Source organism: Geobacillus sp. PK12, assembly GCF_004123125.1.
GTDB classification, from domain to species: domain Bacteria; phylum Bacillota; class Bacilli; order Bacillales; family Anoxybacillaceae; genus Geobacillus; species Geobacillus zalihae.
In genome coordinates this window covers 1-22,219 of the sequence record NZ_SDKL01000073.1, presented here as the reverse complement: position 1 = coordinate 22,219, position 22,219 = coordinate 1, and the positions used below count along the sequence as shown (strand labels likewise).

The 22,219-nt window shown below is 53.7% G+C and carries 20 protein-coding genes and 2 pseudogenes; 1 reads left to right on the top strand and 21 read right to left on the bottom strand.

The features are described 5' to 3' along the window. Positions 1 to 444 precede the first annotated feature (444 nt). The 5 genes from ETR37_RS17435 to ETR37_RS17415 all read right to left on the bottom strand — a co-directional run bounded on the left by ETR37_RS17435 (position 445) and on the right by ETR37_RS17415 (position 6,321). Entirely contained in the window at positions 445 to 1,764 is a 1,320-nt protein-coding gene (locus ETR37_RS17435; protein WP_020756024.1) for an ABC transporter substrate-binding protein, read from the bottom strand. A 17-nt stretch (positions 1,765 to 1,781) separates the two neighbouring features. Next, positions 1,782 to 2,594: a carbohydrate ABC transporter permease gene (locus tag ETR37_RS17430; protein WP_020756023.1), complete on the bottom strand. Its 813-nt coding sequence runs from the start codon at positions 2,592 to 2,594 to the stop codon at positions 1,782 to 1,784. Then, entirely contained in the window at positions 2,591 to 3,535 is a 945-nt protein-coding gene (locus ETR37_RS17425) for a carbohydrate ABC transporter permease (RefSeq protein ID WP_129447583.1), read from the bottom strand. The genes ETR37_RS17430 and ETR37_RS17425 overlap by 4 nt, the downstream gene beginning before the upstream one ends. After that, positions 3,532 to 4,635: an ABC transporter ATP-binding protein gene (locus ETR37_RS17420; RefSeq protein ID WP_129447584.1), complete on the bottom strand. Its 1,104-nt coding sequence runs from the start codon at positions 4,633 to 4,635 to the stop codon at positions 3,532 to 3,534. The genes ETR37_RS17425 and ETR37_RS17420 overlap by 4 nt, the downstream gene beginning before the upstream one ends. Before the next feature lie 195 nt (positions 4,636 to 4,830). Next, entirely contained in the window at positions 4,831 to 6,321 is a 1,491-nt protein-coding gene (locus tag ETR37_RS17415) for a peptide MFS transporter (RefSeq protein ID WP_033006228.1), read from the bottom strand. Positions 6,322 to 6,719: 398 nt separating this feature from the next. On the opposite strand from ETR37_RS17415, the gene ETR37_RS17410 reads away from it, so the two are divergent. After that, the gene (locus ETR37_RS17410) at positions 6,720 to 7,244 is read left to right on the top strand and encodes a gamma carbonic anhydrase family protein (protein ID WP_033006227.1); all 525 of its coding nucleotides are present in this window, start codon (positions 6,720 to 6,722) and stop codon (positions 7,242 to 7,244) included. A 139-nt stretch (positions 7,245 to 7,383) separates the two neighbouring features. Here ETR37_RS17410 and ETR37_RS17405 read toward each other — a convergent pair whose 3' ends face one another. The 16 genes and pseudogenes from ETR37_RS17405 to ilvD form a co-directional block, all read right to left on the bottom strand. Beyond that, on the bottom strand, positions 7,384 to 8,388 hold the full coding sequence (locus ETR37_RS17405; protein WP_129447582.1) for an alpha-ketoacid dehydrogenase subunit beta: 1,005 nt from the start codon (positions 8,386 to 8,388) through the stop codon (positions 7,384 to 7,386). A 92-nt stretch (positions 8,389 to 8,480) separates the two neighbouring features. Further along, positions 8,481 to 9,622 (bottom strand): annotated as a pseudogene (locus ETR37_RS17400) (Glu/Leu/Phe/Val dehydrogenase dimerization domain-containing protein). A 304-nt stretch (positions 9,623 to 9,926) separates the two neighbouring features. Beyond that, a complete protein-coding gene (gene paaX, locus ETR37_RS17395; RefSeq protein WP_060788395.1) occupies positions 9,927 to 10,784 on the bottom strand; it encodes a phenylacetic acid degradation operon negative regulatory protein PaaX in 858 nt (285 codons plus the stop codon). A gap of 210 nt (positions 10,785 to 10,994) precedes the next feature. Further along, positions 10,995 to 12,206, bottom strand: coding sequence for a thiolase family protein (locus tag ETR37_RS17390; protein WP_015375099.1), 1,212 nt, complete (start codon positions 12,204 to 12,206; stop codon positions 10,995 to 10,997). A gap of 26 nt (positions 12,207 to 12,232) precedes the next feature. Continuing rightward, positions 12,233 to 13,096, bottom strand: a complete 864-nt coding sequence (locus ETR37_RS17385; RefSeq protein WP_015375100.1) for a 3-hydroxyacyl-CoA dehydrogenase — start codon at positions 13,094 to 13,096, stop codon at positions 12,233 to 12,235. Positions 13,097 to 13,347: 251 nt separating this feature from the next. After that, on the bottom strand, positions 13,348 to 14,865 hold the full coding sequence (locus ETR37_RS17380) for an aldehyde dehydrogenase family protein (protein WP_129447581.1): 1,518 nt from the start codon (positions 14,863 to 14,865) through the stop codon (positions 13,348 to 13,350). A 17-nt stretch (positions 14,866 to 14,882) separates the two neighbouring features. Next, positions 14,883 to 15,656: an enoyl-CoA hydratase-related protein gene (locus ETR37_RS17375; RefSeq protein WP_015375102.1), complete on the bottom strand. Its 774-nt coding sequence runs from the start codon at positions 15,654 to 15,656 to the stop codon at positions 14,883 to 14,885. Positions 15,657 to 15,668: 12 nt separating this feature from the next. Further along, the gene (locus ETR37_RS17370; protein ID WP_015375103.1) at positions 15,669 to 16,445 is read right to left on the bottom strand and encodes an enoyl-CoA hydratase/isomerase family protein; all 777 of its coding nucleotides are present in this window, start codon (positions 16,443 to 16,445) and stop codon (positions 15,669 to 15,671) included. Beyond that, complete coding sequence (locus ETR37_RS17365) at positions 16,438 to 16,749, bottom strand: EthD family reductase (protein ID WP_033006225.1); 312 nt, start codon at positions 16,747 to 16,749, stop codon at positions 16,438 to 16,440. The genes ETR37_RS17370 and ETR37_RS17365 overlap by 8 nt, the downstream gene beginning before the upstream one ends. A gap of 24 nt (positions 16,750 to 16,773) precedes the next feature. Continuing rightward, positions 16,774 to 17,250 (bottom strand): 1,2-phenylacetyl-CoA epoxidase subunit PaaD, encoded by a 477-nt coding sequence (paaD, locus tag ETR37_RS17360; RefSeq protein WP_033006235.1) that lies wholly within the window; start codon positions 17,248 to 17,250, stop codon positions 16,774 to 16,776. Positions 17,251 to 17,405: 155 nt separating this feature from the next. Continuing rightward, positions 17,406 to 18,239 carry a 1,2-phenylacetyl-CoA epoxidase subunit PaaC gene (gene paaC, locus ETR37_RS17355; RefSeq protein ID WP_129447580.1) on the bottom strand — a complete coding sequence of 278 codons (834 nt, stop codon included), beginning with the start codon at positions 18,237 to 18,239 and terminating at the stop codon, positions 17,406 to 17,408. Continuing rightward, a complete protein-coding gene (gene paaB, locus ETR37_RS17350; RefSeq protein ID WP_014196085.1) occupies positions 18,215 to 18,568 on the bottom strand; it encodes a 1,2-phenylacetyl-CoA epoxidase subunit PaaB in 354 nt (117 codons plus the stop codon). Before paaB ends, paaC begins: the two co-directional genes overlap by 25 nt. Before the next feature lie 12 nt (positions 18,569 to 18,580). Further along, entirely contained in the window at positions 18,581 to 19,549 is a 969-nt protein-coding gene (paaA, locus tag ETR37_RS17345) for a 1,2-phenylacetyl-CoA epoxidase subunit PaaA (RefSeq protein WP_060788392.1), read from the bottom strand. Between the two features lie 95 nt (positions 19,550 to 19,644). Beyond that, positions 19,645 to 20,043 (bottom strand): annotated as a pseudogene (locus ETR37_RS17340) (ABC transporter permease); the annotation flags it as partial. Then, on the bottom strand, positions 19,997 to 20,107 hold the full coding sequence (locus ETR37_RS20065) for a phenylacetate--CoA ligase (RefSeq protein ID WP_164832339.1): 111 nt from the start codon (positions 20,105 to 20,107) through the stop codon (positions 19,997 to 19,999). The pseudogene ETR37_RS17340 and the gene ETR37_RS20065, both read right to left, overlap by 47 nt. Before the next feature lie 258 nt (positions 20,108 to 20,365). Then, positions 20,366 to 22,045, bottom strand: a complete 1,680-nt coding sequence (gene ilvD / locus ETR37_RS17335; protein WP_033006220.1) for a dihydroxy-acid dehydratase — start codon at positions 22,043 to 22,045, stop codon at positions 20,366 to 20,368. Positions 22,046 to 22,219 lie beyond the last annotated feature (174 nt).

The window sequence follows — 22,219 nt, the reverse complement described above, 5'->3', positions numbered from 1 at the left end:
ATACAAAAATACATTTTTTCACCTCCCATCTAACTATATTATACTATATTTTACTGAATCTATCCTATTTTCAGCAAAATATAGTTAAGGCGATTCCTCTCCCACTTACTCCGCTTCGCTTCGTTGAAGTGGGAGTCTTCTCGCCTAATTAAGATAAAAAAGCAATATTTAAGAAAATAAAATCGATACAACTTACATTTCGCACCCTACAGTTTGGAAAAAATTATTTATTTGATTTTTTAGAATAACTTTCCGATCAACACGATTAGCGATGGCAATCTTTTTTGCCATCGCTAATCGTTCCGTATGACATTACACGTAAATGCCCTTGTCCATGCCTGGTCCTTGCAGAACCCTTCACTGATTAAGGAGATCGGTTTCCCGAACGAGCATTGGATTTGCCTATCCGGCAGCTCCACCTGGACGCTTGTCCGGTTGGTCAGGTCAGTTTCCGGCCTCCTGCAACACCCGATTTGTCTCTTCCGCCGCCTGATCGAGCGCGTTTTGCGGATCGATTCCTTCGTACAACCGTTCCATCGCTTTCACGACATGTTGCCGAGATTCAGGGAAGACGGTGATGAGCGCCCCTTGGGTAGCAGGGGTTGATTTTGTTTCATGCAGCTGATCCACCGTCACTTTTAATTGTGGGTATTTCGCCCACTCCTCTTTGACGAGCGGCTCATCGTACGCAGCCGGGTTAATGGCAAAATACCCTGTGCGCACATGCCACTCAGCTTGGACAGGAGCGGTTGTCAAGTATTTCATGAACTCCCACGCCGCTTTTTGCTCCTTTTCGCTGCTTCCTTTCATCATCCAGAGCGAAGCGCCGCCAATTACGACGCCTTGACGTTCCACGCCATCCGGGACAGGCAAATACGAAACGCCAACGTCAAATGGCGAGTTATCGATCAACGTTTTTACACCAGCGGACGAATCCAAATACATGGCGATTTTTCCTGCTTGGAAGGCGGCGCGCATGTCGTCCCAGTTTTGACCGGCGTTGTAAAACGTGCCGTCTCGGTACATGTCGCTGATCAGCTCAAATACGCGCTTCCCCTCATCTCCATTGAATACCGCTTTTGTCGCATCACTGCTCCGTCCATTGTTGTTGTTCACATACAGTCCGCCTTGTACGGCCACCATTTCTTCAAAAAACCAGCCGTAGTTCAAAATCGAGAATCCGTACCGTTCGGTTTCTTTTCCTTTTTTCTTTGTCAGCTTTTTCGCCGCTTCCTTCAACTCGCTATAGGTGAGAGGCGGTTTTTCCGGATCAAGCCCGGCTTCGCGGAACGCATCTTTGTTATAAATGAGTACAGGGGTGGATGAGTTAAATGGCATCGAGTAAATCCGCCCGTTCACGGTATAATAATTGACAATGTTTTTCTCCCATTGTGAGACATCATACTTGTCTTTATCGATCCACGTTTGCACTGGAACAATCTTTCCACTGTCGATCATATGCTTTGTTCCGACTTCAAACGTCTGCATGATCGTCGGGGCGTCTTTTGTCCCTGCTGCCGCATTCCATTTCGTCAGCGCCTCCTCATAGGTGCCTTGAAATACTGGCTTCACCTCAATCTCTGGATGGGTTTGGTTAAAATCAGCGACAATGTCATTTAAGACCGGCTCCAAATCCCCGCTCATCGAATGCCAAAACACCACTTCTGTTTTGCCTCCCGCCGCTTTGCCCGCATCTTCGCTTGAGCATCCCGCGGCAAATCCAATAAACATTAAAGCTAAGAAACTGGCTAAAACCTTTCTCATCTTGTTTCTCCTCCTCGCTATTGAATCGCTCCTTGCATAAGCCCTTTTCGCAATTGCTTCTGTCCAGCAAACAACAGCAACAAAGTTGGAAGCATCGCGATAACCGCCGCTGCCATAACGACGCCCCAGCTGCTGGCGATCTCTTGCGTCTGCAGCTGCTTGAGCCCGATCTGCACGGTGCGGACACGGTCATCGTTTGTAACGAGCAGCGGCCATAAATACATATTCCAAGCGTCCAAAAAACTGTAAACAGCCAGCGTCACCAAACTCGTTTTTGAAAGCGGCAGCACGACGCGGCAAAAAAAGCGGAAATTCCCCACCCCAGACAACTGCGCCGCCTCATACAGCTCGTGCGGAATTTGCTTAAACTGTTGCCGCAATAAAAAGATGCCAAATGCCATCGCCCAAAACGGCACGATGAGTCCTGCGTAATGGTTTGTCCAGCCAAGCGCTTGGATGGTCAAAAAATTTGGGATCACAGTCGCTTCCCACGGAACGAGCATCGTGGCAATGCACACGTAAAACCACCGATCCCGACCGGGAAAACGGAGAAACACAAAAGCGAAAGCGGCGAGACTTGACACGATGAGGCGCCCCACTGTAATCATGAAAGCCACAAAAAAGCTGTTCCATAAATATCTCCCAAGCGGAGCCTGTTGAAACGCGGCCTCATAATTGACCAATGTCCCCTTCTCAGGCCATAGGCGTCCTGACAAAATAGCGGCTCCATCCATCAAACTCATCAGAAGAGCATAAGCCACTGGAAACAAGATGACAACCGAGCATAGGCATAACAACACATAGTGAGCCGTTGCCCGCGCTATTTTCATTGGTAGTGCACCTTCCTCTCAGCAAACCGAAACTGCAAAAACGTGACGATGGCGATGATGAGAAAAAGGACAAGGGCTTGCGCGCTCGCGGAACCAAACTGATAGTTGACGAACGCTTCCCGGTAAATCGCGTAAACGAACACATTCGTAGCCTCCACCGGCCCGCCTTTCGTTAAAAAGTCAATTTGTCCAAACGTTTGCAGCGCTTGAATAAGCGAGACCGTCGTGACAAAAAACAACGTCGGCGACAACAGCGGCACAGTCACTGTCCACAACTGTCGCCAATAGCTCATTCCAGCGATGCGGGCGCTTTCGTACAAGGATGGATCGATGTTTTGCAGACCGGCCAGCAACAATAAAAAGGTCAGTCCGATATTCATCCAGATCGTCGCCGCCGCCACCGCATACAATGCCGTGTCCTGGTCAAGAAGCCATGAAACAGGAGTCCCGCCGATCGCAGACACCAAACGATTGATAATCCCGATCGCTGGATTGTACATAAACATCCAAATCACCGAAGCGACTCCCACGCTCATCCCCATCGTAGAGGCAAAAATCGTCCGGAAGATCCCGATTCCTTTCCGTGTTTCATGAACGAGCAACGCTAAACCGAACGAAACGGCGACCGTCGTCGGAACAGTGAGCGCTGCAAATAGAATCGTCGCCTTTAAACTATGCCAAAACGATGCATCTTGAAGAAGGGCGACAAAATGCGCCAAACCGGCAAACTCCGTCGGGTGCCCTTGATAATCGGTGTGAAACACGCTTAAATACATCGTTCTCCCCAACGGGTAAAAGAGAAACACACCAAACAGCAGGAGCGAAGGAAAAAGATACATCATCCCTTCCAACCACGATTTCATGGCGGACTGCCGCCCCGCCCGTTTCGTCCGGACCGACCATGGCGTCGGGGTGGAAACCGTTGAAACACGCTCATTCATTGGTGAACCCGCACCTCCTCCCGCTTGATGGACGGGGCTCCAATTCGCTTTCCAGACGCATCGAAAAACAGGAAATCCTGCTCATCAAACGTCAATGGCACCACCTCTCCCAAGCGGATGCGCCATTGTCCATTCCATCGTGCTGTCCAATAAAGATTTTTTGCCAACTCAAACGTCACTAACGTTTCATTGCCGAGCCACTCGACATGGCTGACTTTGACGGCCATAGATTCTTCTCCTGATTCCGCCGGCTCAATATGTTCCGGCCGCAGTCCGACGATCACCCGTTCAGCCTTCGGCAAAGAACGACGCAGAAGACGGATGGGCCGCTCGTTTTGCAATAAGAGCGAATGTTCCAGCACATGCGCTTCCGCCAAATTCATCGGCGGTGTTCCAATAAATGAAGCGACAAACGTGTTATCTGGGCTATTGTATACATCAAGTGGACTGCCGATTTGTTGCGGACGGCCGTCATGCAAAATCATCATCCGATCAGCCATGGTCATCGCTTCCGTTTGATCGTGAGTGACATAAATAACGGTCATGCCGAGCTGACGCTGCAAGCGTCGAAGCTCGCTCCTCATTTTCGCCCGCAGCTTGGCATCTAAATTGGAGAGCGGTTCATCCATCAAACAAAGCGGCGTTCTCGCCACGATCGCCCGCCCTAAGGCGACGCGTTGACGCTGCCCCCCTGACAATTCCCGCGGCTTCCTATGTAGCACATCGGTCAATCCAAGCAATTCCGCCGCTTCCATGCAACGTTTCACTTGTTCTTCTTTCGGCACCTTTTGCGCCTGCAAGACAATCCGCATATTTTGCTCCACCGTCAAATGGGGATATAGCGCATAATTTTGAAAGACCATCGATAACCGGCGGGCGTGAGGGGGCCAATCATTCGCCACCTGCCCATCGATCAGCACATATCCTGATGTCAGCGGCTCAAGGCCAGCGATCATCCGCAAAATCGTGCTTTTGCCGCATCCCGATGGGCCAACAAGAACAAAAAACTCCCCTGATTCAATCGCGACATTCACATTCTCGACCGCGCTCTTTTTGCCTCCATACGATTTCGTCACCTCGACCAGCTCAAGAAACGCCATCCGCTTTTCTCCCCTTTCCTCTTTTTCTATTCCATCGTAATCCATTTTTGTAAACACCATCTGAACTTATTTTTTGATTTATGTAAATATTTTTTGAATAAAAAAAGAAGCTCTGCCAACACAGAGCATCCTGTCACAGATTTGTAATCTTTTGGATCATCTGTTTTCCCTGTTGATACAAACATCAGCGTGATATTAACGAACTCCCTTCATGAGCCGCTGAATGCTCGGGGCGAGCAAAAACAAGATGACGCTTAACACAACCGCCGCCCCGCCGATCGTGCCGAAATAGGCCGTTTCGTTTTCGGGTGTATAGAAGCGCACAAGCTGGGCGTTGATCGCTTGCGCGGCGGCGTTCGATAAAAACCAAAGGCTCATCGTTTGCGCTGAGAAAGCGGCAGGGGCAAGTTTCGTCGTCGCCGACAGGCCGACCGGCGACAGGCAAAGCTCCCCGAGCACGACGATGAAGTAGCTTAACACGAGCCAAATCGGATGGACAAGCCCTCCGCCGCTCAAATGCCCCGGCACGAGGATGACGATGAACGACAGGCCGGCGAACAACAAGCCGAGCGCGAATTTTTGCGGGATCGTCGGCTGCCGTTTGCCAAGCTTCACCCACATCCACGCGAACACCGGCGCTAAGAGGATGATAAACAACGGGTTCAGCGATTGGAACCAAGCCGGCGAAAGGTGAATGCCGGCGACATCCAACTGTGTCCGTTTATCCGCATAGTTCGCCAAAATCGTCGACCCTTGTTCTTGAATGGCCCAAAACATCGCTGAAGCGACGAACAACGGAATGTACGCGATCACGCGCGACCGCTCCTCCGCCGTCGTTTTCGGGCTGCGGTACATGACGACAAAATAGATGATCGGGATGATGATGCCTAAGATGCCGACAAGGGAAATAAACGTCTCCACAGTGAACCAGCCGCTCGGAATCAAGATGGCTAGCAGCACGGCAATCACGACCGCCCCTACGGCCATGATGGAAGCCGCTTTTTTCTTTTCCGCTGGCGTCAATGGATTCGGCACATACGTCCCGGCCAACCCGAGGTTTTTCTTTCTTGTCGCGACGAAGACAATCAATCCGAGAAACATCCCGACGGCCGCAAGTCCGAAGCCGAGGTGGAAGTTATACTTCATCCCCGCGGTGCCGACAACAAGCGGAGCCAAAAAGCCACCAAGGTTAATCCCCATGTAAAAAATGCTGAATCCAGCGTCGCGGCGGTCATCGCCAGGCTTGTACATATCGCCGACAATGCTCGACACGTTCGGTTTTAACAACCCGGTTCCCAAGACGATGAGCGCCATGGACACAAACAGCGCCGCCACCCCGCCCGGAATCGCCAGGGCGATATGACCGGCCATAATGAGAAGGCCGCCGTAAAAGACCGCGCGCGACGTGCCAAACACCCGGTCAGCAAGCCAACCGCCAATGATTCCGGACATGTACACAAGCGCCCCATAAATCGACATAATCGCGAGCGCCAGATGCTCATCAAGCCCGAGCCCGCCTTTCGATACTTCATAATACATGTAATACACTAAAATGGCGCGCATGCCGTAATACGAAAAGCGTTCCCAAAATTCCGTGAAAAAGAGCGTAAACAACCCTTTCGGATGGCCGAAAAAGCCGCGCTGGGGAACGCTGGCAGCGATTTGTTGCTTGTCAATGGATGACATAACCACTACTTACCTCCTTTAAATTCTTTTAATATAATAATTCATTATGTTTATATTGTCAAAAAAATTTTGTATGATTTATAGTTAAGGTGAATAAAACAATAAATTAAGAAAAATAATATTATTTATAAAAAACATCCCTCGTTTCCGTTTTCTTCGTTATCGAAAACAACCTTTTTCCGCCTTTCGTTGACATGTATAATAACAGGGAATCGTCGTTTCCCCAACAGCACCATTTCCTCTTTTCCATCTCATCTGCATCTTTGTGTTCACCGCAATTGGCACATGAATCGATGCTTCTTCGAAAAAGATATCGTGCATTCCGCTTATTTCCGTCCCCGTGCAAAATGTGTTATACTGATCATGACACAGTTCACCAAATGAAGGGGGATGTGGGGATGCTATACCCGTATAACGGAAAACGTCCGAATGTTCATGAAACCGCATTCATTGCTCCGGGAGCCTATTTGATCGGAGACGTCACTGTCGGTCCGGAATCGACGATTTGGTTCAACGCGGTCCTGCGCGGAGATGAAGGGCCGATTACAATCGGCGCCCGAACGAGCATTCAAGACAATACGACCTGCCATTTGTACGAAGGGTCGCCGCTTGTCGTTGAAGATGAGGTGACGGTCGGGCATAATGTGATCCTTCATGGCTGCACGATCCGCAAACGGTCGATCATCGGCATGGGGTCGACGATTTTGGATGGAGCCGAAATCGGCGAAGAGTGCATCATCGGCGCCAACACGTTGATTCCGTCCGGCCAAAAGATTCCGCCCCGCTCGCTCGTTGTCGGCTCGCCTGGAAAAGTGGTGCGTGAACTGACGGACAAAGACCTTGCGCTCATCCAGCTGTCGATTGATACATACGTGCAAAAAGGAAAAGAGTATCGAAAACAGCTGGCCGATCATCGGGAGTAACATCAGCACCATCCCATCAACGAGATGGCTGCGCAAAAAACGATCGACGCGGCCGTCATACGGCTTATCGAAGAAAGAAAAAGAGCCAGCCGAAAAGGCATGGCTCTTTCTTTGCGCTTCCGATTCATGTCGGATGCAACTAGAAACGCATCACTTTTTCCATCGCGTGCAGCACGCGCGACGGCGTTGGCAAATAATCGTCTTCATAGGCGAAAAACGGAACCGGAACGTCAAATCCCGTCACCCGTTCGACTGGTGCATGTTGATAGAAAAACGATGTGTCATTGATGACGGCGAGAATGTCATTGGCTAACCCACCGGTCGCATGCGCTTCTTGGACAATGACGGCTCTTCCTGTCTTTTGCACCGACTCGGCAATCATATCTTTATCGAGCGGGTAAAGGGTGCGCAAGTCGATGACATCGGCATCAATCCCTTTTTTCGCCGCCTCTTCCGCCGCCTTCATGGCGACCGGCACCATAGCGCCCCAGGCGATGACGGTCACGTCGTCCCCTTCGCGAAGTTTTTTTCCTTTGCCAATTTCAATCGCATATTTTCCTTCCGGAACGTCCTCGCGAAACGCCCGATAGCTGCGCATCGGTTCCAAAAAGAGGACAGGGTCCGGGTCTTCAATCGCGGCAATCAGCAGCCCTTTGGCGTCGTACGGCGACGCGGGGCAGACGACTTTGATCCCCGGCATATGGGTAAACAGCGCTTCCGTGCTGTCGGAATGAATTTCCGGGGCCCGCACCCCTGCGCCGTACGGAGCGCGAATGACCAACGGTACGGCAAAATGCCCTCTCGTCCGTGACCGCATGCGCGCTGCATGGGTCATGATTTGTTCATAAGCTGGATAGACTGCTCTCGCTGGGTCAAGCGCTGCTGTATGTTCATCGAGAAGCAAAATGGACGGTTCGGTGAAGCTCGGCTTCAGTTTGATTCCTTGCTTTTCGGCCGCTTGTTTATTGATGACGAGCTTCAGCTTTTTCGGATATTCCGGCGTGACGCCGATCGTAACCGTTTTGTTCTCCGCTGCTTTTTCTTTTCCGCCATTGGTCGCCGTCTTTTCCCCTCCCCCGCAGCCAGAGAGCATGAGTGCTCCGAACAAGATGGGAATGGCCAATCGTGACACGATCTGGTTCATGATCCTTCTCCCCCCACGACTTCTTCTGCTTTGTATTTTGAATGATAATACGATTATTTATTTTCAGATAAATCTTTTCGCATGAATGCACGTTAATGGCGAACATCCCACTTCGGCCGCTTTTGGTGCGTGAAAAAATGGTTGCGGCGTTTGCGCTGCTCGAGCCGCTCTTCGCAAAACTGATCGGCCGCCTCGACCGTCGTTATGCCTTCCGAGTCGGCCCGCGCATAAATGGCGAGCAATGTATCGTAAATCGCTTTCGTTTTCGCCAACACCCGCTCTTTGTTCGCCCCGTACAGTTCATCGGCCACTTGAATGAGCCCGCCGGCGTTGACGATATAATCGGGGGCGTATACGATGCCTTTTTCCTTCAACATTCGGGCGTGGCGTTTGTCAGCCAGCTGATTGTTCGCCGAGCCGACGACCGCCCTCACCCGCAGCTCAGCGATCGTGTCATCGTTGATGACGCCGCCAAATGCGCACAGGATGAACACATCGGCTTCCACCCGGTAAATGTCGGTTCCATCCACCGGTTTCACGGACGCCCCGATTCGTTTGCCGTACGCAACAACCTCTTCGACTGCCGCTTCGTTTACATCGCACACGTACAGGTCCGCCCCTTCCTCAAGCAAGCGAAACGCCACTTTTTTTCCGACTTTTCCGAGCCCTTGGATGGCATACGTTTTGCCTTGCAAATGCCGGCTGCCAAACACCACCTGGTTTGTCGCTTGAATCCCGTACACGACGCCCTCGGCCGTCGGCACGGAGAGTCGCCGCTTCCGCCATACGCTTCCGGAACACCGACGATGCAATTCGTCTCTTTCATGGCGTGCACGAAATCATCCGGCGTCGTCCCCATATCGGTGCCTGTGTAAAACCGGCCGCCTAATGACTCGACAAACTGGCCGAACGCACGAAACAATTCCGGTGATTTGTCTTTGCGCGGGTCGCCGATGATCACCGCTTTGCCGCCGCCAAAATCGACATCTGCGGCCAAACATTTATACGTCATCCCTTTCGACAGCCGCAGCGCATCGGCAAGCGCCTCTTCCGTCGTGGCATACGGATGCATCCGGCAGCCGCCGAGCGCCGGCCCAAGCGCGGTGCTGTGAATGGCAATGATCGCCCTTAGGCCAGTCGCTTCATCGTGGCAAAACACAACCTGTTCGTGTTCGCGCATATGGAAAAACAAATCGAAGCTTTGCGACATGTTTGGCGATAACATGACCTTCATCGCGTCCCCTCTCCTTTGCTTTACTGCTCGAAAGCGTTTTCAAGTTAATATAACAAAAAATATTATTACGTTATAATAACGTTATAATATTTTTATAGTAACGATGTTGGTTACCCGTGTCAACCCTCTGCCAACCCATTTTTCATCGCCAAAAAAAGACGCCGTTTGACAGGCGTCTTTCGTACATCAGCGAAACAGTTCGGACAACGATTGCCACTGCGTTTTCGCTTCCGTCATCACTATACCAAACGTTCCATAAACGGCAACCGGGATGCCCAGCTGCTGTTGCGCCGTGCATCCCGGTTCATTCCACGGAGGTCTCTTCCTCTTCTTTTTTGTCAAGCTCTGCCCCTTCTTGAAACACCGCTTCAAAGAAACGGCTGGCCGGTGCCGCTAGTTGTTGGTAATAGTCGTTGAACAAGGCGGCGGCATGGCTTCCCATCCACTCGTTCGGCAGCAGCTCTTCCGGCAAGCCAGGGTCGATGAACAAAAACTTCCGGTACTCATGAACGAGCTTCGTTCGCTCGACAAAACAGTCCGCATCCGACATTTCGCCGCGCTCGATTTTATGTTTGTCAATGACATATTTTTGGCTGTAGACGGCAATAAACTGCTCGTATTTTTGGTTGATCTCTTCTAAGTTCCAGCACTTTTCCACAAGCTGCTTGTTCGTATGCGGTCCATCGTATTCGGCCAAAAAGAAGTCGACATACGGGCGGATGTCGTACTTGTCGATCAAGTCGTACACTTGTTGCTCCAAATTGTTCGGGGACATCCAGCAGCTGTTGGACATCGTGCCGAACCCGCTCCAAACAAGCTCCTTTCGCAGTTCGTCGCGCAAATGCCGCTTCTCCTCAGGAATCGTATAGATCAAGATCCGCCATTTCCCGTCCCAATGCTCGGGACGCGTTTTGTAAATGCGCCGCGCCGCCTCTTCCATCCGCTTGACGCCGCGCGCCGTAAGGGAATAGTAGCTTTTATTGCCGCGTTTTTCTGCCTGAATCCATCCTTGCTTGCTCATGCGCGACACCGCTGCCCGCACCGCTTGGTCGTTATGGCCGAATTCACGGAGAAGGCGGATGAGGCTCCCGATCCAAATTTCACCGCCGTAATGGCGGATGTAGTCGCCGTAAATGGTAAAAATGAGTGAGCGCGTATTCATTTTGCCGAAACTCCCTTTATCTTGTGTTCGAACTATAATCGTAACAAACTTTTCTCACGCTGGCAAGACGGACGAAAAACAAACGGAATAAAAAAGAGCCGCACCGCTAAAAAGCAGGCGGCTCTCAGCGGCGCGCCAACGGGCGGCCGCAGCCCGGTCCGGCGTCATTTCGCCAAGCCGCCGCGACAAGGCCAACCTGGCGAAATACTCTCACCGTTCGTCTGCGTTTTTCACAATGGTGGCGATTCCTTGGCCGACGCCAATGCACATCGTCGCCAAGCCATAGGCGACGCCGCGTTTTCGCATTTCGTAAATCAATGTCGTCAAAATGCGGGCGCCGCTCGCCCCAAGCGGATGGCCGAGGGCGATCGCTCCCCCGTTGACGTTCACTTTCGACCGGTCGAGCTCTAGCTGGCGAATGCACTCTAGCGCCTGTGAGGCGAACGCTTCGTTCAGCTCGACAAGCCCGATGTCGTCAAGCGACAACCCGGCGCGGCGCAACGCTTTGCGCGTCGCAAAAACCGGGCCGATTCCCATGACGGCCGGTTCAACGCCGGCGACCGCTGAAGTGACATAGGCAGCCAGCGGCTTGAGCCCGAGTTCTTTTGCCTTTTCGGCGCTCATTAACAAAAGCGCCGCCGCCCCGTCGTTAATGCCGGACGAGTTGCCGGCTGTCACCGTGCCGTTTTCAAACAACGGCGGTAGCTTCGCCAGCTTCTCCAACGTCGTATCCGGACGCGGATGCTCGTCTTTATCGACGACAACGCGGTTGCCTTTTCGATCGTGGTATACAACCGGCACGAGTTCATCCGCAAACCGATTCGTTTCGATCGCTTGTTTCGCTTTCATTTGGCTTTCATAGGCAAACTCATCTTGCGCCTCGCGCGTCACGCCGAACCGCTTCGCCACGTTTTCCGCCGTCTGCGGCATGCTGTCGGTGCCGTACATTTCGTGCATTTTCGGATTGATAAAGCGCCAGCCAATCGTCGTATCGTACATCTCGATGTTGCCGCGCGGGAAATCGCTTGCCGGTTTCGGCATGACAAACGGAGCGCGCGTCATGCTTTCCACGCCGCCCGCGATCATGATATCCGCCTCTCCAGCCAAAATCGCCCGCGCCGCATAATTGACCGCATCAAGCCCTGAACCGCACAGCCGGTTGACCGTCACCCCTGCGACTTCAATGGGCAGCCCGGCCAACAGCGCCGCCATGCGGGCGACGTTGCGGTTGTCCTCGCCGGCTTGGTTGGCGTTGCCAAAAACGACATCATCAATTTGTTCGACCGGCAAACCCGGATTTCGCTCGATAAGCGCCCGGATGACAACAGCCGCCAAATCATCCGGCCTGACGTCTTTCAACGCGCCCTTGTAGCGGCCAATCGGTGTGCGCACCGCATCGACAATCACAACTTCTCTGTTCATATTCTCCCCCATCCTTTTTCGACAGATCAGCCGTTTTCCCGATTCGTATAGTCATAGACGCCGCGGCCTGTTTTGCGGCCGAGCCGCCCCGCTTTGACGTATTGCTCCAACAGCGGCGCCGGGCGGTATTTTTCTCCGAGTTTTTCGTGCAAATATTTTAAGTTGTTCAATCTCGTATCGAGCCCGACTAAATCCGCGAGCTCAAACGGACCCATCGGGAAATTGAGGCCGAGCTTGATCGCTTTGTCGATTTCTTCCGGCGTCCCCACGCCTTCTTGCAGCATATAAAACGCTTCATTGCCGACAAGAGCGCTGATCCGGCTCGTGACGAATCCCGGAAATTCATTGACGACAACGGTTTCTTTCCCCATCCGCGCGGCGACTTCCTTCGCCATTTGCGCCGTTTCGTCGCTCGTCTCCAACCCGCGGATGATTTCCACAAGCTTCATTTTATGAACCGGGTTGAAAAAGTGCATGGCGATCACCCGCTCCGGCCGTTTGGTGAACGAACCGATTTCGGTCGGGCTCATGGTGGACGTATTCGTCGCAAAATAGCACGACGCCGGCGCATGAGCGTCAATCGTCTCGAACACTTGCTTTTTCCATTCAAGTTTTTCCGGCACGGCCTCGATCACCAAATCGGCATCGCGCACAGCGCCGGCTAAATCAAGCGAATACGACAGGCGCGCCTCGGCTTCTTGCCGCTCGCCCGTTGTCAATTTCCCCCGAGCGACCGCTTGTTCAAAAATTGAAGCAATCTCCTTCTGGGCGCTCTCTAATTGTTCTTGCTTAATGTCCACTAAGGTCGTCTGAAACCCGCCGACAGCGCCGACATACGCAATGCCTCTCCCCATCACGCCGCTGCCGACGACAACAAGGCGTTCGATCATCGTCTTCCCCCTCCCGTGTGTTGATGTACGGTGGCTGATGCATCGAGCTAGCGTTCTCTCTCACCAAGCGGCGGACGCCGTCAAATGAATGGGCACCCCATCACGCGCGACGGGGTGCTCAGCAAACGGACAGGCGCGTCTCTTCACGCTTGCCCGAATTCGCTCTTGCCTTCAAGGGCGGCAACTTGAACGTTGCGTCCAAGGACGCGACCCGCTCTCGTATGTTGGCAAACGCCAAACGGCAAAAGCCCTTAGACGCCAAACGGATTAAGCGGACGCGGCCCGTAATACGACAGCACGCTTTTCGTTTCTGTGTACAAATCAAGCGCCTCGACAGACAGCTCGCGCCCGAATCCGGACTGTTTGTAGCCGCCAAACGGCGTGCCCGGGAAGGCGGAGAATGGGCTGTTGACCATGACAATGCCGGAACGCAGCTGCTTCGCTACACGAACGGCGCGGCCATGATCTTTCGTCCAAACGGCGGCGGCCAGCCCATAGTCGCTATCGTTCGCCAATTCAACGGCTTCGGCTTCATCGCGGAATTTCATGACGACGACAACCGGTCCGAAAATTTCTTCGCGAACCGCTTTCATTTGATGGTTGACGTTCGTCAAAATCGTCGGTTCATACCAGTAACCGTTTTCAAATCCCTCGACTACCGCTTCTTTCCCTCCGGCAACGATCGTCGCTCCATCCGCGACCGCCGATTGCACGTATTCATCGATCACTTCCAGCTGCCCGCGGCTGATGATCGCCCCGACATGCGTGCCGGCATCAAACGGGTTGCCGAGTTTCAGCTGCTTCGTTTTGGCCACGAACGATTCCATAAAGGCGTCATAAATGCTTTCATGCACATACAAGCGAGAGCGCGCCTCGCACGATTGTCCGCTGTTGTAGAAAATGCCGAACAATGAGCCGGCGACAGCCGCTTCCAAATCGGCGTCCGCAAATACAAGGCTCGGCGATTTGCCGCCCAGCTCGAGCGTCACCCGTTTTAATGTTTTCGACGCTTTCTCCATAATTTCCTTCCCGACCGGCGTCGATCCGGTAAACGCGACTTTGTCGACGAGCGGATGCTCCACCAAATAGTCGCCGACTTCCGCCCCGGCGCCGGTCACCACATTGACGACCCCTTCCGGCACCCCGGCCTCGTGGCAAATTTCCGCCAGCACCAGGCAGGTGAGCGGCGTCAGCGACGCCGGTTTGACGACAACCGAACATCCTGCGGCAAGAGCAGGCGCGATTTTCCAAGCCGCCATCATGAGCGGGTAGTTCCACGGAATGATTTGGGCGCACACGCCAACCGGCTCTTTTTCCGTATAGTTGTGAAACGCCCCTGGCATCGGGTTGACCGCCCCGCGGTGGCCAATGATCGCTCCGGCAAAAAACTCAAAGTCTTCAATGGCTTGCATTACTTGTCCTTGAGCTGCTGACAGTGCTTTTCCGGTATTCAAAATTTCCAATTCCACCAATTCATTGAAACGTTCGCGCATGATGGATGCAATTTGGTACAAGATGCGGGCGCGTTTTTGCACTGGGAAATGGCGCCATTTCCCATGACCAAACGCCCGCCGCGCCGCCTGCACCGCCCGTTCGGCGTCCTCGCGCGTCCCTTTGGCGACGCGGGCGACCGGTTCGCCAGTGGCCGGATTGATCACTTCAAACGTCTCTCCCGAAGCGCTTTCCACCCGCTCCCCGTTCACAATCAAATGATAGAAATCGCGTTTGGTCGGCATCGGTTCCATTTTCTTTTGTTTCACAGTCGCCATCGTTTCATCCCCCTTGCTTAGTTTCCTCGGAATAATGGTTTTCGTTTTTCAAAGAACGCCTTGACGCCTTCGCGGTGATCTGCCGTCATGCCGGCAATGCGTTGGCATTCCGCTTCCCGTTCCAAGTAGCGGTCAAACGTCGTTTCTTCGCCTTCGCGAAGCAGCCGTTTGATGAGTCCAATCGCCTTCGTTGGCATGGCAGCGAGCCGCTCGGCAAACTGCTTGACTCCCTCCTCCCACTCGGAGAGAGGAATGACCTTGGTCGCCAGCCCGAGCGAGGCGGCCTGTTCAGCGGAGATTTTATCCCCGAGCACCGCCAGCTCAAGCGCCTTCGCCCGTCCGACGAGGCGCGGCAAATAGTACAGATGGCCCGCATCCGGCACAAGACCGACGTGAATAAACGCAGGAGCGAAACTCGCTTTTTCCGAAAGAAGCCGGAAATCACACGCCAGCGCCAAGCTCATGCCCGCGCCGGCCGCCGCCCCGTTCACCGCCGCGACAACCGGCTTTTCAAAGCGGTGAAGCGCTTTCATCATCGGCGCGTACCGGGTGCGCAACACGTCGCCGTGGTTCATTTCTTCCGTCACGCCGCTTAAATCTTCCCCGGCGCAAAACGCCCGCCCTGCGCCTGTGATCACCATGCAGCGGACGTTTGGATCCGCCCCTGCTTGTTTGAGCGCTTTCGTCACTTCCGCATTCATCTGCTCCGTAAACGCATTGAGCTGATCCGGACGGTTGAGCGTCAGCCAGGCCACTTGCCCCTTTACTTCATACCGGATCGTTTCGTACATAAAGCGCCCCCCTTATTTTCCTTGGAAGCGCGGCTTCCGTTTTTCGAGGAAGGCCGCCATCCCTTCTTTTTGGTCTTCCGAGGCGAACAATAGGTAAAAGTTTTTTCGCTCAAATTGCATGCCTTCATAGAGCGGATAGTCGACCGCTTTTTGCACCGCCTCTTTGATCAGCCGAAGAGCCAACGGCGGCTGTTGGGCGAGCCGCCCGGCCAACCGCATCGTTTCTTCCATTAGCAGCTCCGGGCTGACGACGCGCGTCACGATGCCCAGTTTGTGCGCCTCCTCCGCCGGCAAGCGCTCCCCGGTCCATAGCCACTCAAGCGCCCGCTTCGGTCCAATGAGTTTCGTTAATCGCTGCGTGCCTCCCGCACCTGGCATGACGCCAAGGTTCACTTCTGGAAAGCCAAATTCGGCCGCCGACGACGCGACAATCAAGTCGCACGAAAGCGCCAGCTCAAAACCGCCCCCGAGCGCCAACCCGTTCACCGCGGCTATCATCGGCGTTTTCACGATGGACAGGCGATCCCAATCGGCAAACTGGTTCAGCCACTCAAGGCGAATCGGGTCATCATCCGCCATCTCTTGAATGTCCGCCCCTGCCGCAAACGCCCGCCCGCGCCCGGTCAGCACGATGACGCGCACTGTTTCATCCCGGTCAAACGCTTCCACCGCCGCCACGATTTCCGCCACCATTTGACGGCTCAACGCGTTCAACACATGCGGACGGGCGAGTTCGATGATCCCGACCGCTCCTTCTTGCCGCACCGCAATGGAATTCCATTCACTCATGCTCTACTTCCTCACCGACCATAAAGGTGACGAGATCGCCGGCAAACGACACGACATCTTTGGCCGATGCTTTCGCTTCTTTCGTTTTCATCGCTTCTTGAAACGCCTCTTGGCTGTCGTAATACATTTCACACAACAAATAATACTCTCTTTCCGTCCCCATCGGCGTGCCGGTAATTTTCGTCACTGTGATTTTGCGCAGGCCCGGAATTTTTTCCGTCAGCGGCACATGCGTTCCGTAATAATGAGCGTCGAATTGCTCCTTATCTTTCGGCTGTTTGTACAAAGCGATCATTTTAAACATGGCGAACATCTCCTCTCCCTTTTCTTATCGTGAAACCAATACAGGCTTCATCGCTTCAAACGGATTTTTGCATTGTTTGCAGTAGAAAAGGCTGCGGCAGGCGGTCGGACCGAACAAGTTCTCCATCACGGTCCGCTCCGCCCCGCAATACGGGCACTCGACTTGCCATGCCCCTGACGGCATTTGCCGAGGCGGCGGGGCGATGCCGAACTGCTTTAGCCGCTCCCGTCCGGCTTCGCTGATCCGATCGGACGTCCACGGCGGATGGCGGAGAAACTCCACCGTCACCGCCAAAGCCCCTGCCTGCTTCACCGCTTCCTCCACCTTGGCGCGGATGATGTCAAGCGCCGGACACCCGAGAAACGTCGGCAGCAAAGAGATCGAGACCGCTCCGTCATGAACGTCAACCCGTTCCACCATCCCGAGATCGACGATGCTAACGGAATGGATTTCCGGGTCTTTCACCAACTCCAACGTTTTCCAAACTTCTTCCTTTGTCATGATTCTCCCTCGCATTTCCCAATCCGCCGCCGTTTTCCCGCTTTGGCTGCCTGGCGCCGCCAATGTTGCATCGTTTTGCTTCTTCAACAAACACCTCGCCGGCACAAAGAGGCATCATGCCCAACGCTGCACGTTGGCAAACAGCGGCGCCGGCATCACCAGACCGCATGCGGGACGGCGCGGTATACTTCTGACAACGTCGCCAGCGCTTCGTCCAAATCCGGCGTATGTTCGCCGTTGCGGCCGTTGCCATGTTTCATGCCAAACGGCATCGGCCAATCAAGCCCCACTTCGGCAAACGCTGGCGCCAGCGCGGCAATCGTCCGTTCTGTCAGCACCTTTTCGTCGTCAATCAATCCCCATCGCACCATGTCCGCTCCCTTCGCCCCAAGCGTCAATACGCCGGCAAAATCCGCCGCCACGTCTTGGATGGCTTTCGTCATTCGCGTCCGCGCTTCCAAAGGGGCATTCGTCAGCTGGACAAACCACGTATGCCAATGAAGCAAATGGTAGTGCAGCTCCACTTGAATTTTCGCTGCCACTTCCGCGAGCGGGGCATAGCTGCTTTTGGTGAGCGACTCGAGACGGATGCGCTTCGCCTGTGTATAAAAGTACTGGCGAACAACGGTGAATGCCCAGTCATAGCGAGGCTCGCGCAAATAATGCCCCGGGCCGTTCGCCCGTTCGAGCAAAACCGCATTGCGCCGGGCCGAAGCCGGACGTGCGTGCGCCAGTTCGTCGGCTGATCCACAGCCAAGATCTTCAAGCAGCTGATAATACATGGCCGCATGCCCCATCGTATCTTGGCTGATGGAAGAAAACGCAATATCCTCCTCGATATGCGGCGCCAACCCAAGCCATTCCGAGCCGCGGTAGGCCAGCAAAAAATCATCATCGGCAAGCTGAAACAACAGCTCGACAAGCGCTTCCTGACCATCGGGATGAAAATGGACTTGTGTTTTGCTCATCGCTGAATCTCGCCTTTCCATGACAAAATTTCCTTCTCATCAAATGCCTCTTGTTCATATTTGCGCCATCGTTTCTTCACATCCCCATATCCCCGCGTCAGACGATAATCTTTGTTGTCAAGCCGTTTGAGCGCCGCTTTTTCCTCTTCGTTGATCCGCCGGATATAATCCCGCCTCACAACCCAAAGGTCGGAAACCGGCTCGCGGCGCATAAAGTTCTCCTGCGCCATCACGAGCGCGATCTCCTCATTAGGGGCAAGCAAACTGAATTGATGCTGCATCGGTGCATCCGGCGCTTTGCGGCTGAACACTTCAAACACTTGATAAAATCCTTGTTCTTTTCCCGCCATGGCCATCCCTCCTCATCCAGCCGTCCGGACCGCGCCAAGCGCCTCACGCACCCACGCGTTTTGCTTGTACGCCGTCCGCCGAAGCTCAAGCCGCTCCTGCGACTTCGGTCCGTTGTTGCGGATGATTTCTTTAAACCGCTCCCAATCCGGCTGCCGGTAAATCCATTGGCCCTTCTCTTTGTCAAAATGCATGGTCTCATCAGGAATCTTCAGTCCGAGCGCCCAAATGCGCGGCACGTATTTCGTGAAAAAGTCTTGACGCAGCTGCTCGTTCGTTTTCGTGCGGATGCGGTATTTGATCGTGATGTCTTGCTTCGAGGTTCCTGTCGTATCGGCCGTCGGCGGACCGAAAAACATAAGCAGCGCCTCCCACCAACGGTTGAGCGCCTCTTGGAGCATCTCTTTTTGCTCCTTCGTCCCTTCGGCGAGCGCCAAAATAATCGACTCGCCGTGCTGGGCGTGAAACACCTCCTCGGCGCAAATGCGCTTCAGCGCCCGCGCATACGGTCCGTACGAGGCATCGAGCATGTTCGTCTGCGTCATAATCGCTGCTCCGTCGACGAGCCAGCCGATCAACCCGGCATCCGCCCATGTCGGCGCCGCCATATGAAAGACATTGTGAAACTTCAACCGTTCGTTCAATAAATCTTCGAGAATATCTTCCCGCGTTTTGCCAAGCGGCGCCATCAAATCTTCCGCCACCCGCAGCAGCAACTGGCCGTGCCCCATTTCATCCTGCACTTTCGCCATAATGCCGAGCTTGCGGCGCAGCGACGGCGCTTTCGGCACCCATTCTTTTTCCGGAAGCGCTCCCATAATTTCGCTCACCGCATGCATGGCAATGAGCTTGATGAGCGCCGTCCGATATTCGTCAGGCATCCAGTCATCGGCTTCGATCTTCTCTCCCGCCTCGATGCGCTGCATAAACCGTTCGTATTTCTCCTCATCTGACAGGCGGGTGAACGTCATCATAGCCGCCATCCCCCATCCACCTCTCGTTTAAAATATATAACGTTTGTTTAACGTTATTATATTTTAATGTTATATATTTTGCAATCGTTTTTTTCTTTCTCTAGTCAGATGGATTGCGGCGCTTCAAGATGGCGGCGGTCAACGATGCGGACCGCTTTCCCTTCTGAGCGCGGGAGCGTTTTCGGCGAATGGAGACGGACGTCAATCGAAATGAGACAGTGCGTTTTCAACAATGACTGAATGCGCTGGGCAAGCAGAGCAGCCTGCTCGCTTTGCAAATCTCCGCCGACCTCGCTGTAAAAACGATCGGTCACTTCCGCATGCAACTCGAGCGCTTCCAAATGACCGTGGCGGAGACGATGCAGCTGATAGTGCGGAGCCAGTTCCGAGACGCGAAGCAGATGGTGCTCAATTTCCGATGGAAACACATTGACGCCGCGGATGATGATCATGTCGTCAACCCGCCCTTTGACCCGCGACATGCGCGCCGTCGTCCGCCCGCAGCCGCTCAAGCTGGAGAGCCTCAAGCTCGCTGCGCGCAGCCGTTTCGATATCATGCAAAATCATCGTTTCCGCCCCCTATCTTAAAGCGCTTTCAAAAATGTTAAATATATAACGTTATATAAACGTTATATATTTAAATTATCATATTTAATTTTAAAATAGGTGAAATATTTTAAAATGTCAATACTTTTTTAAGGCGCCAAACAGGCAAAAGCATGAAGAAGAGGGATGGCGACTTGGGCTTTTATTAAGGGTTTGAACATGAAAAAGGAAGGCGGCGCTCATGCTGATGGAGCGCCGCCTTCCTTGATCCTATTTCGCCTAAATTTTCATAATCCCCCCCGTGCTCGCCGAGGTGACGTGTTTCGAGTAGCGGGCGAGATAGCCGGTTTTCACTTTCGGTTCAAAGCCTTTCCAGTTCGCCTTCCGCCGTTCGAGCTCTTCATCGGACAGCTTGACGTTGATCGTCCGTTTCACCGTGTCAATCTCGATGATGTCGCCGTCTTGGATGAACGCGATCGGCCCGCCTTCGGCCGCTTCCGGTGAAACGTGGCCGACGGATAGGCCGCGCGAGGCGCCGGAGAAGCGGCCGTCAGTGACAAGCGCCACTTTGGTGCCGAGCCCCATGCCGACGATTTGCGACGTCGGCGCCAGCATTTCCGGCATCCCTGGGCCGCCTTTTGGCCCTTCGTAGCGGATGACGACAACATGTCCCGGCTTGATTTTCCCGCTGGCAATGCCCTCGAGCGCTTCCTCTTGGGAGTCGAAGACGATCGCGGGCCCTTCATGGCGCGTGATGCCGCCTTGCACCGCCCCGGTTTTAATGACGGCGCCGTCCGGCGCCAGGTTGCCAAACAAAATGGCGAGCCCGCCCGTTTCCGAATACGGGTTGTCAATCGGCCGGATGACGTCATAGTTTTTCACTTCGCAGCCGGCGATGTTTTCCCCGAGCGTTTTGCCCGTGACGGTGAGCGTATCTAAATGAAGCGTGCCTTCTTTTTTCGCCAGCTCGTTCAACACGGCCGAAACGCCGCCCGCTTCATGCAAGTCTTCGATGTAATGGATGTCCGACGCCGGGGCGAGTTTGGCCAAATGCGGCACGCGCGCCGCCACTTCGTTGATGCGCTCAAGCGAGTACTCGATGCCGGCTTCGTTGGCGATCGCCAGCGTATGCAGCACCGTATTCGTCGAGCCGCCAAGCGCCATGTCGAGGGCAAACGCATTGTCGATCGCTTTTTCGGTGACGATGTCGCGCGGTTTAATGTCATGCTCGATCAAATACATGAGCTGTTTCGCCGACTGGCGGACAAGCTCTTTGCGCGCTGGGTCGACCGCCAAAATCGTGCCGTTGCCCGGCAGTGCAAGCCCGAGCGCTTCAGCGAGACAGTTCATCGAGTTGGCCGTAAACATGCCCGAGCACGATCCGCACGTCGGACAGCCGTACCGTTCGAGTTCTTCAAGCCCTTTCTCATCGAGCGTTCCCCCTAAATACGCCCCGACGCCTTCAAATACAGATGACAGTGAAATTTTCCGCCCATCCTTCGTCACGCCGGCTTTCATCGGTCCCCCGCTGACGAAAATCGTCGGAATGTTAAGACGCATCGCCGCCATCATCATTCCCGGCGTAATTTTGTCGCAGTTCGGAATGCACACCATGCCGTCAAACCAATGCGCCGAGATAACCGTTTCGATCGAATCGGCGATGATTTCCCGGCTCGGCAGCGAATAGCGCATCCCGATATGGCCCATCGCAATACCGTCGTCAACGCCGATCGTGTTCATTTCAAACGGCACGCCGCCCGCTTCGCGAATCGCTTCTTTCACGATTCTCCCAAACTCTTGCAAGTGAACGTGCCCCGGAATAATGTCGATGTATGAATTCACCACCGCAATAAACGGTTTATCAAAGTCTTCTTCTTTTACGCCCGCCGCTCGCAATAGGCTTCGGTGCGGAGCACGGTCAAATCCTTTTTTGATCATGTCGCTGCGCCGTTTTTTCATCATCGGTCCCTCCATCATGCGGTTTGATTGATTGCTAGTATTGTACCACTTTTTCTAATAGAAAGACAATTACCTTTATTATGAATGCGTTTTCAAAATCCGCTTCGAAAAAACAAGTCAGAAAAATCAGCCGAGTCAGTCAAGACTTTGTGGAGAACATTTTTTCGGTTCACT

What these genes read in the sequence shown, in the direction of transcription:
- ETR37_RS17390 (WP_015375099.1), bottom strand. Translation starts at nt 12,206, where the DNA reads ATGAACAGAGAAGTTGTGATTGTCGATGCGGTGCGCACACCGATTGGC.
- paaD (WP_033006235.1), bottom strand. Translation starts at nt 17,250, where the DNA reads ATGACAAAGGAAGAAGTTTGGAAAACGTTGGAGTTGGTGAAAGACCCG.
- ETR37_RS17385 (WP_015375100.1), bottom strand. Translation starts at nt 13,096, where the DNA reads ATGATCGAACGCCTTGTTGTCGTCGGCAGCGGCGTGATGGGGAGAGGC.
- paaC (WP_129447580.1), bottom strand. Translation starts at nt 18,239, where the DNA reads ATGGAAAGGCGAGATTCAGCGATGAGCAAAACACAAGTCCATTTTCAT.
- ETR37_RS17420 (WP_129447584.1), bottom strand. Translation starts at nt 4,635, where the DNA reads ATGGCGTTTCTTGAGCTGGTCGAGGTGACGAAATCGTATGGAGGCAAA.
- ETR37_RS17370 (WP_015375103.1), bottom strand. Translation starts at nt 16,445, where the DNA reads ATGAGTGAATGGAATTCCATTGCGGTGCGGCAAGAAGGAGCGGTCGGG.
- ETR37_RS17430 (WP_020756023.1), bottom strand. Translation starts at nt 2,594, where the DNA reads ATGAAAATAGCGCGGGCAACGGCTCACTATGTGTTGTTATGCCTATGC.
- paaB (WP_014196085.1), bottom strand. Translation starts at nt 18,568, where the DNA reads ATGGCGGGAAAAGAACAAGGATTTTATCAAGTGTTTGAAGTGTTCAGC.
- ETR37_RS17415 (WP_033006228.1), bottom strand. Translation starts at nt 6,321, where the DNA reads ATGTCATCCATTGACAAGCAACAAATCGCTGCCAGCGTTCCCCAGCGC.
- ETR37_RS17380 (WP_129447581.1), bottom strand. Translation starts at nt 14,865, where the DNA reads ATGGCGACTGTGAAACAAAAGAAAATGGAACCGATGCCGACCAAACGC.
- paaX (WP_060788395.1), bottom strand. Translation starts at nt 10,784, where the DNA reads ATGAATACGCGCTCACTCATTTTTACCATTTACGGCGACTACATCCGC.
- ETR37_RS17375 (WP_015375102.1), bottom strand. Translation starts at nt 15,656, where the DNA reads ATGTACGAAACGATCCGGTATGAAGTAAAGGGGCAAGTGGCCTGGCTG.
- ETR37_RS20065 (WP_164832339.1), bottom strand. Translation starts at nt 20,107, where the DNA reads ATGATTTTGCATGATATCGAAACGGCTGCGCGCAGCGAGCTTGAGGCT.
- ilvD (WP_033006220.1), bottom strand. Translation starts at nt 22,045, where the DNA reads ATGAAAAAACGGCGCAGCGACATGATCAAAAAAGGATTTGACCGTGCT.
- ETR37_RS17405 (WP_129447582.1), bottom strand. Translation starts at nt 8,388, where the DNA reads ATGAACCAGATCGTGTCACGATTGGCCATTCCCATCTTGTTCGGAGCA.
- paaA (WP_060788392.1), bottom strand. Translation starts at nt 19,549, where the DNA reads ATGGCGGCTATGATGACGTTCACCCGCCTGTCAGATGAGGAGAAATAC.
- ETR37_RS17365 (WP_033006225.1), bottom strand. Translation starts at nt 16,749, where the DNA reads ATGTTTAAAATGATCGCTTTGTACAAACAGCCGAAAGATAAGGAGCAA.
- ETR37_RS17410 (WP_033006227.1), top strand. Translation starts at nt 6,720, where the DNA reads ATGCTATACCCGTATAACGGAAAACGTCCGAATGTTCATGAAACCGCA.
- ETR37_RS17435 (WP_020756024.1), bottom strand. Translation starts at nt 1,764, where the DNA reads ATGAGAAAGGTTTTAGCCAGTTTCTTAGCTTTAATGTTTATTGGATTT.
- ETR37_RS17425 (WP_129447583.1), bottom strand. Translation starts at nt 3,535, where the DNA reads ATGAATGAGCGTGTTTCAACGGTTTCCACCCCGACGCCATGGTCGGTC.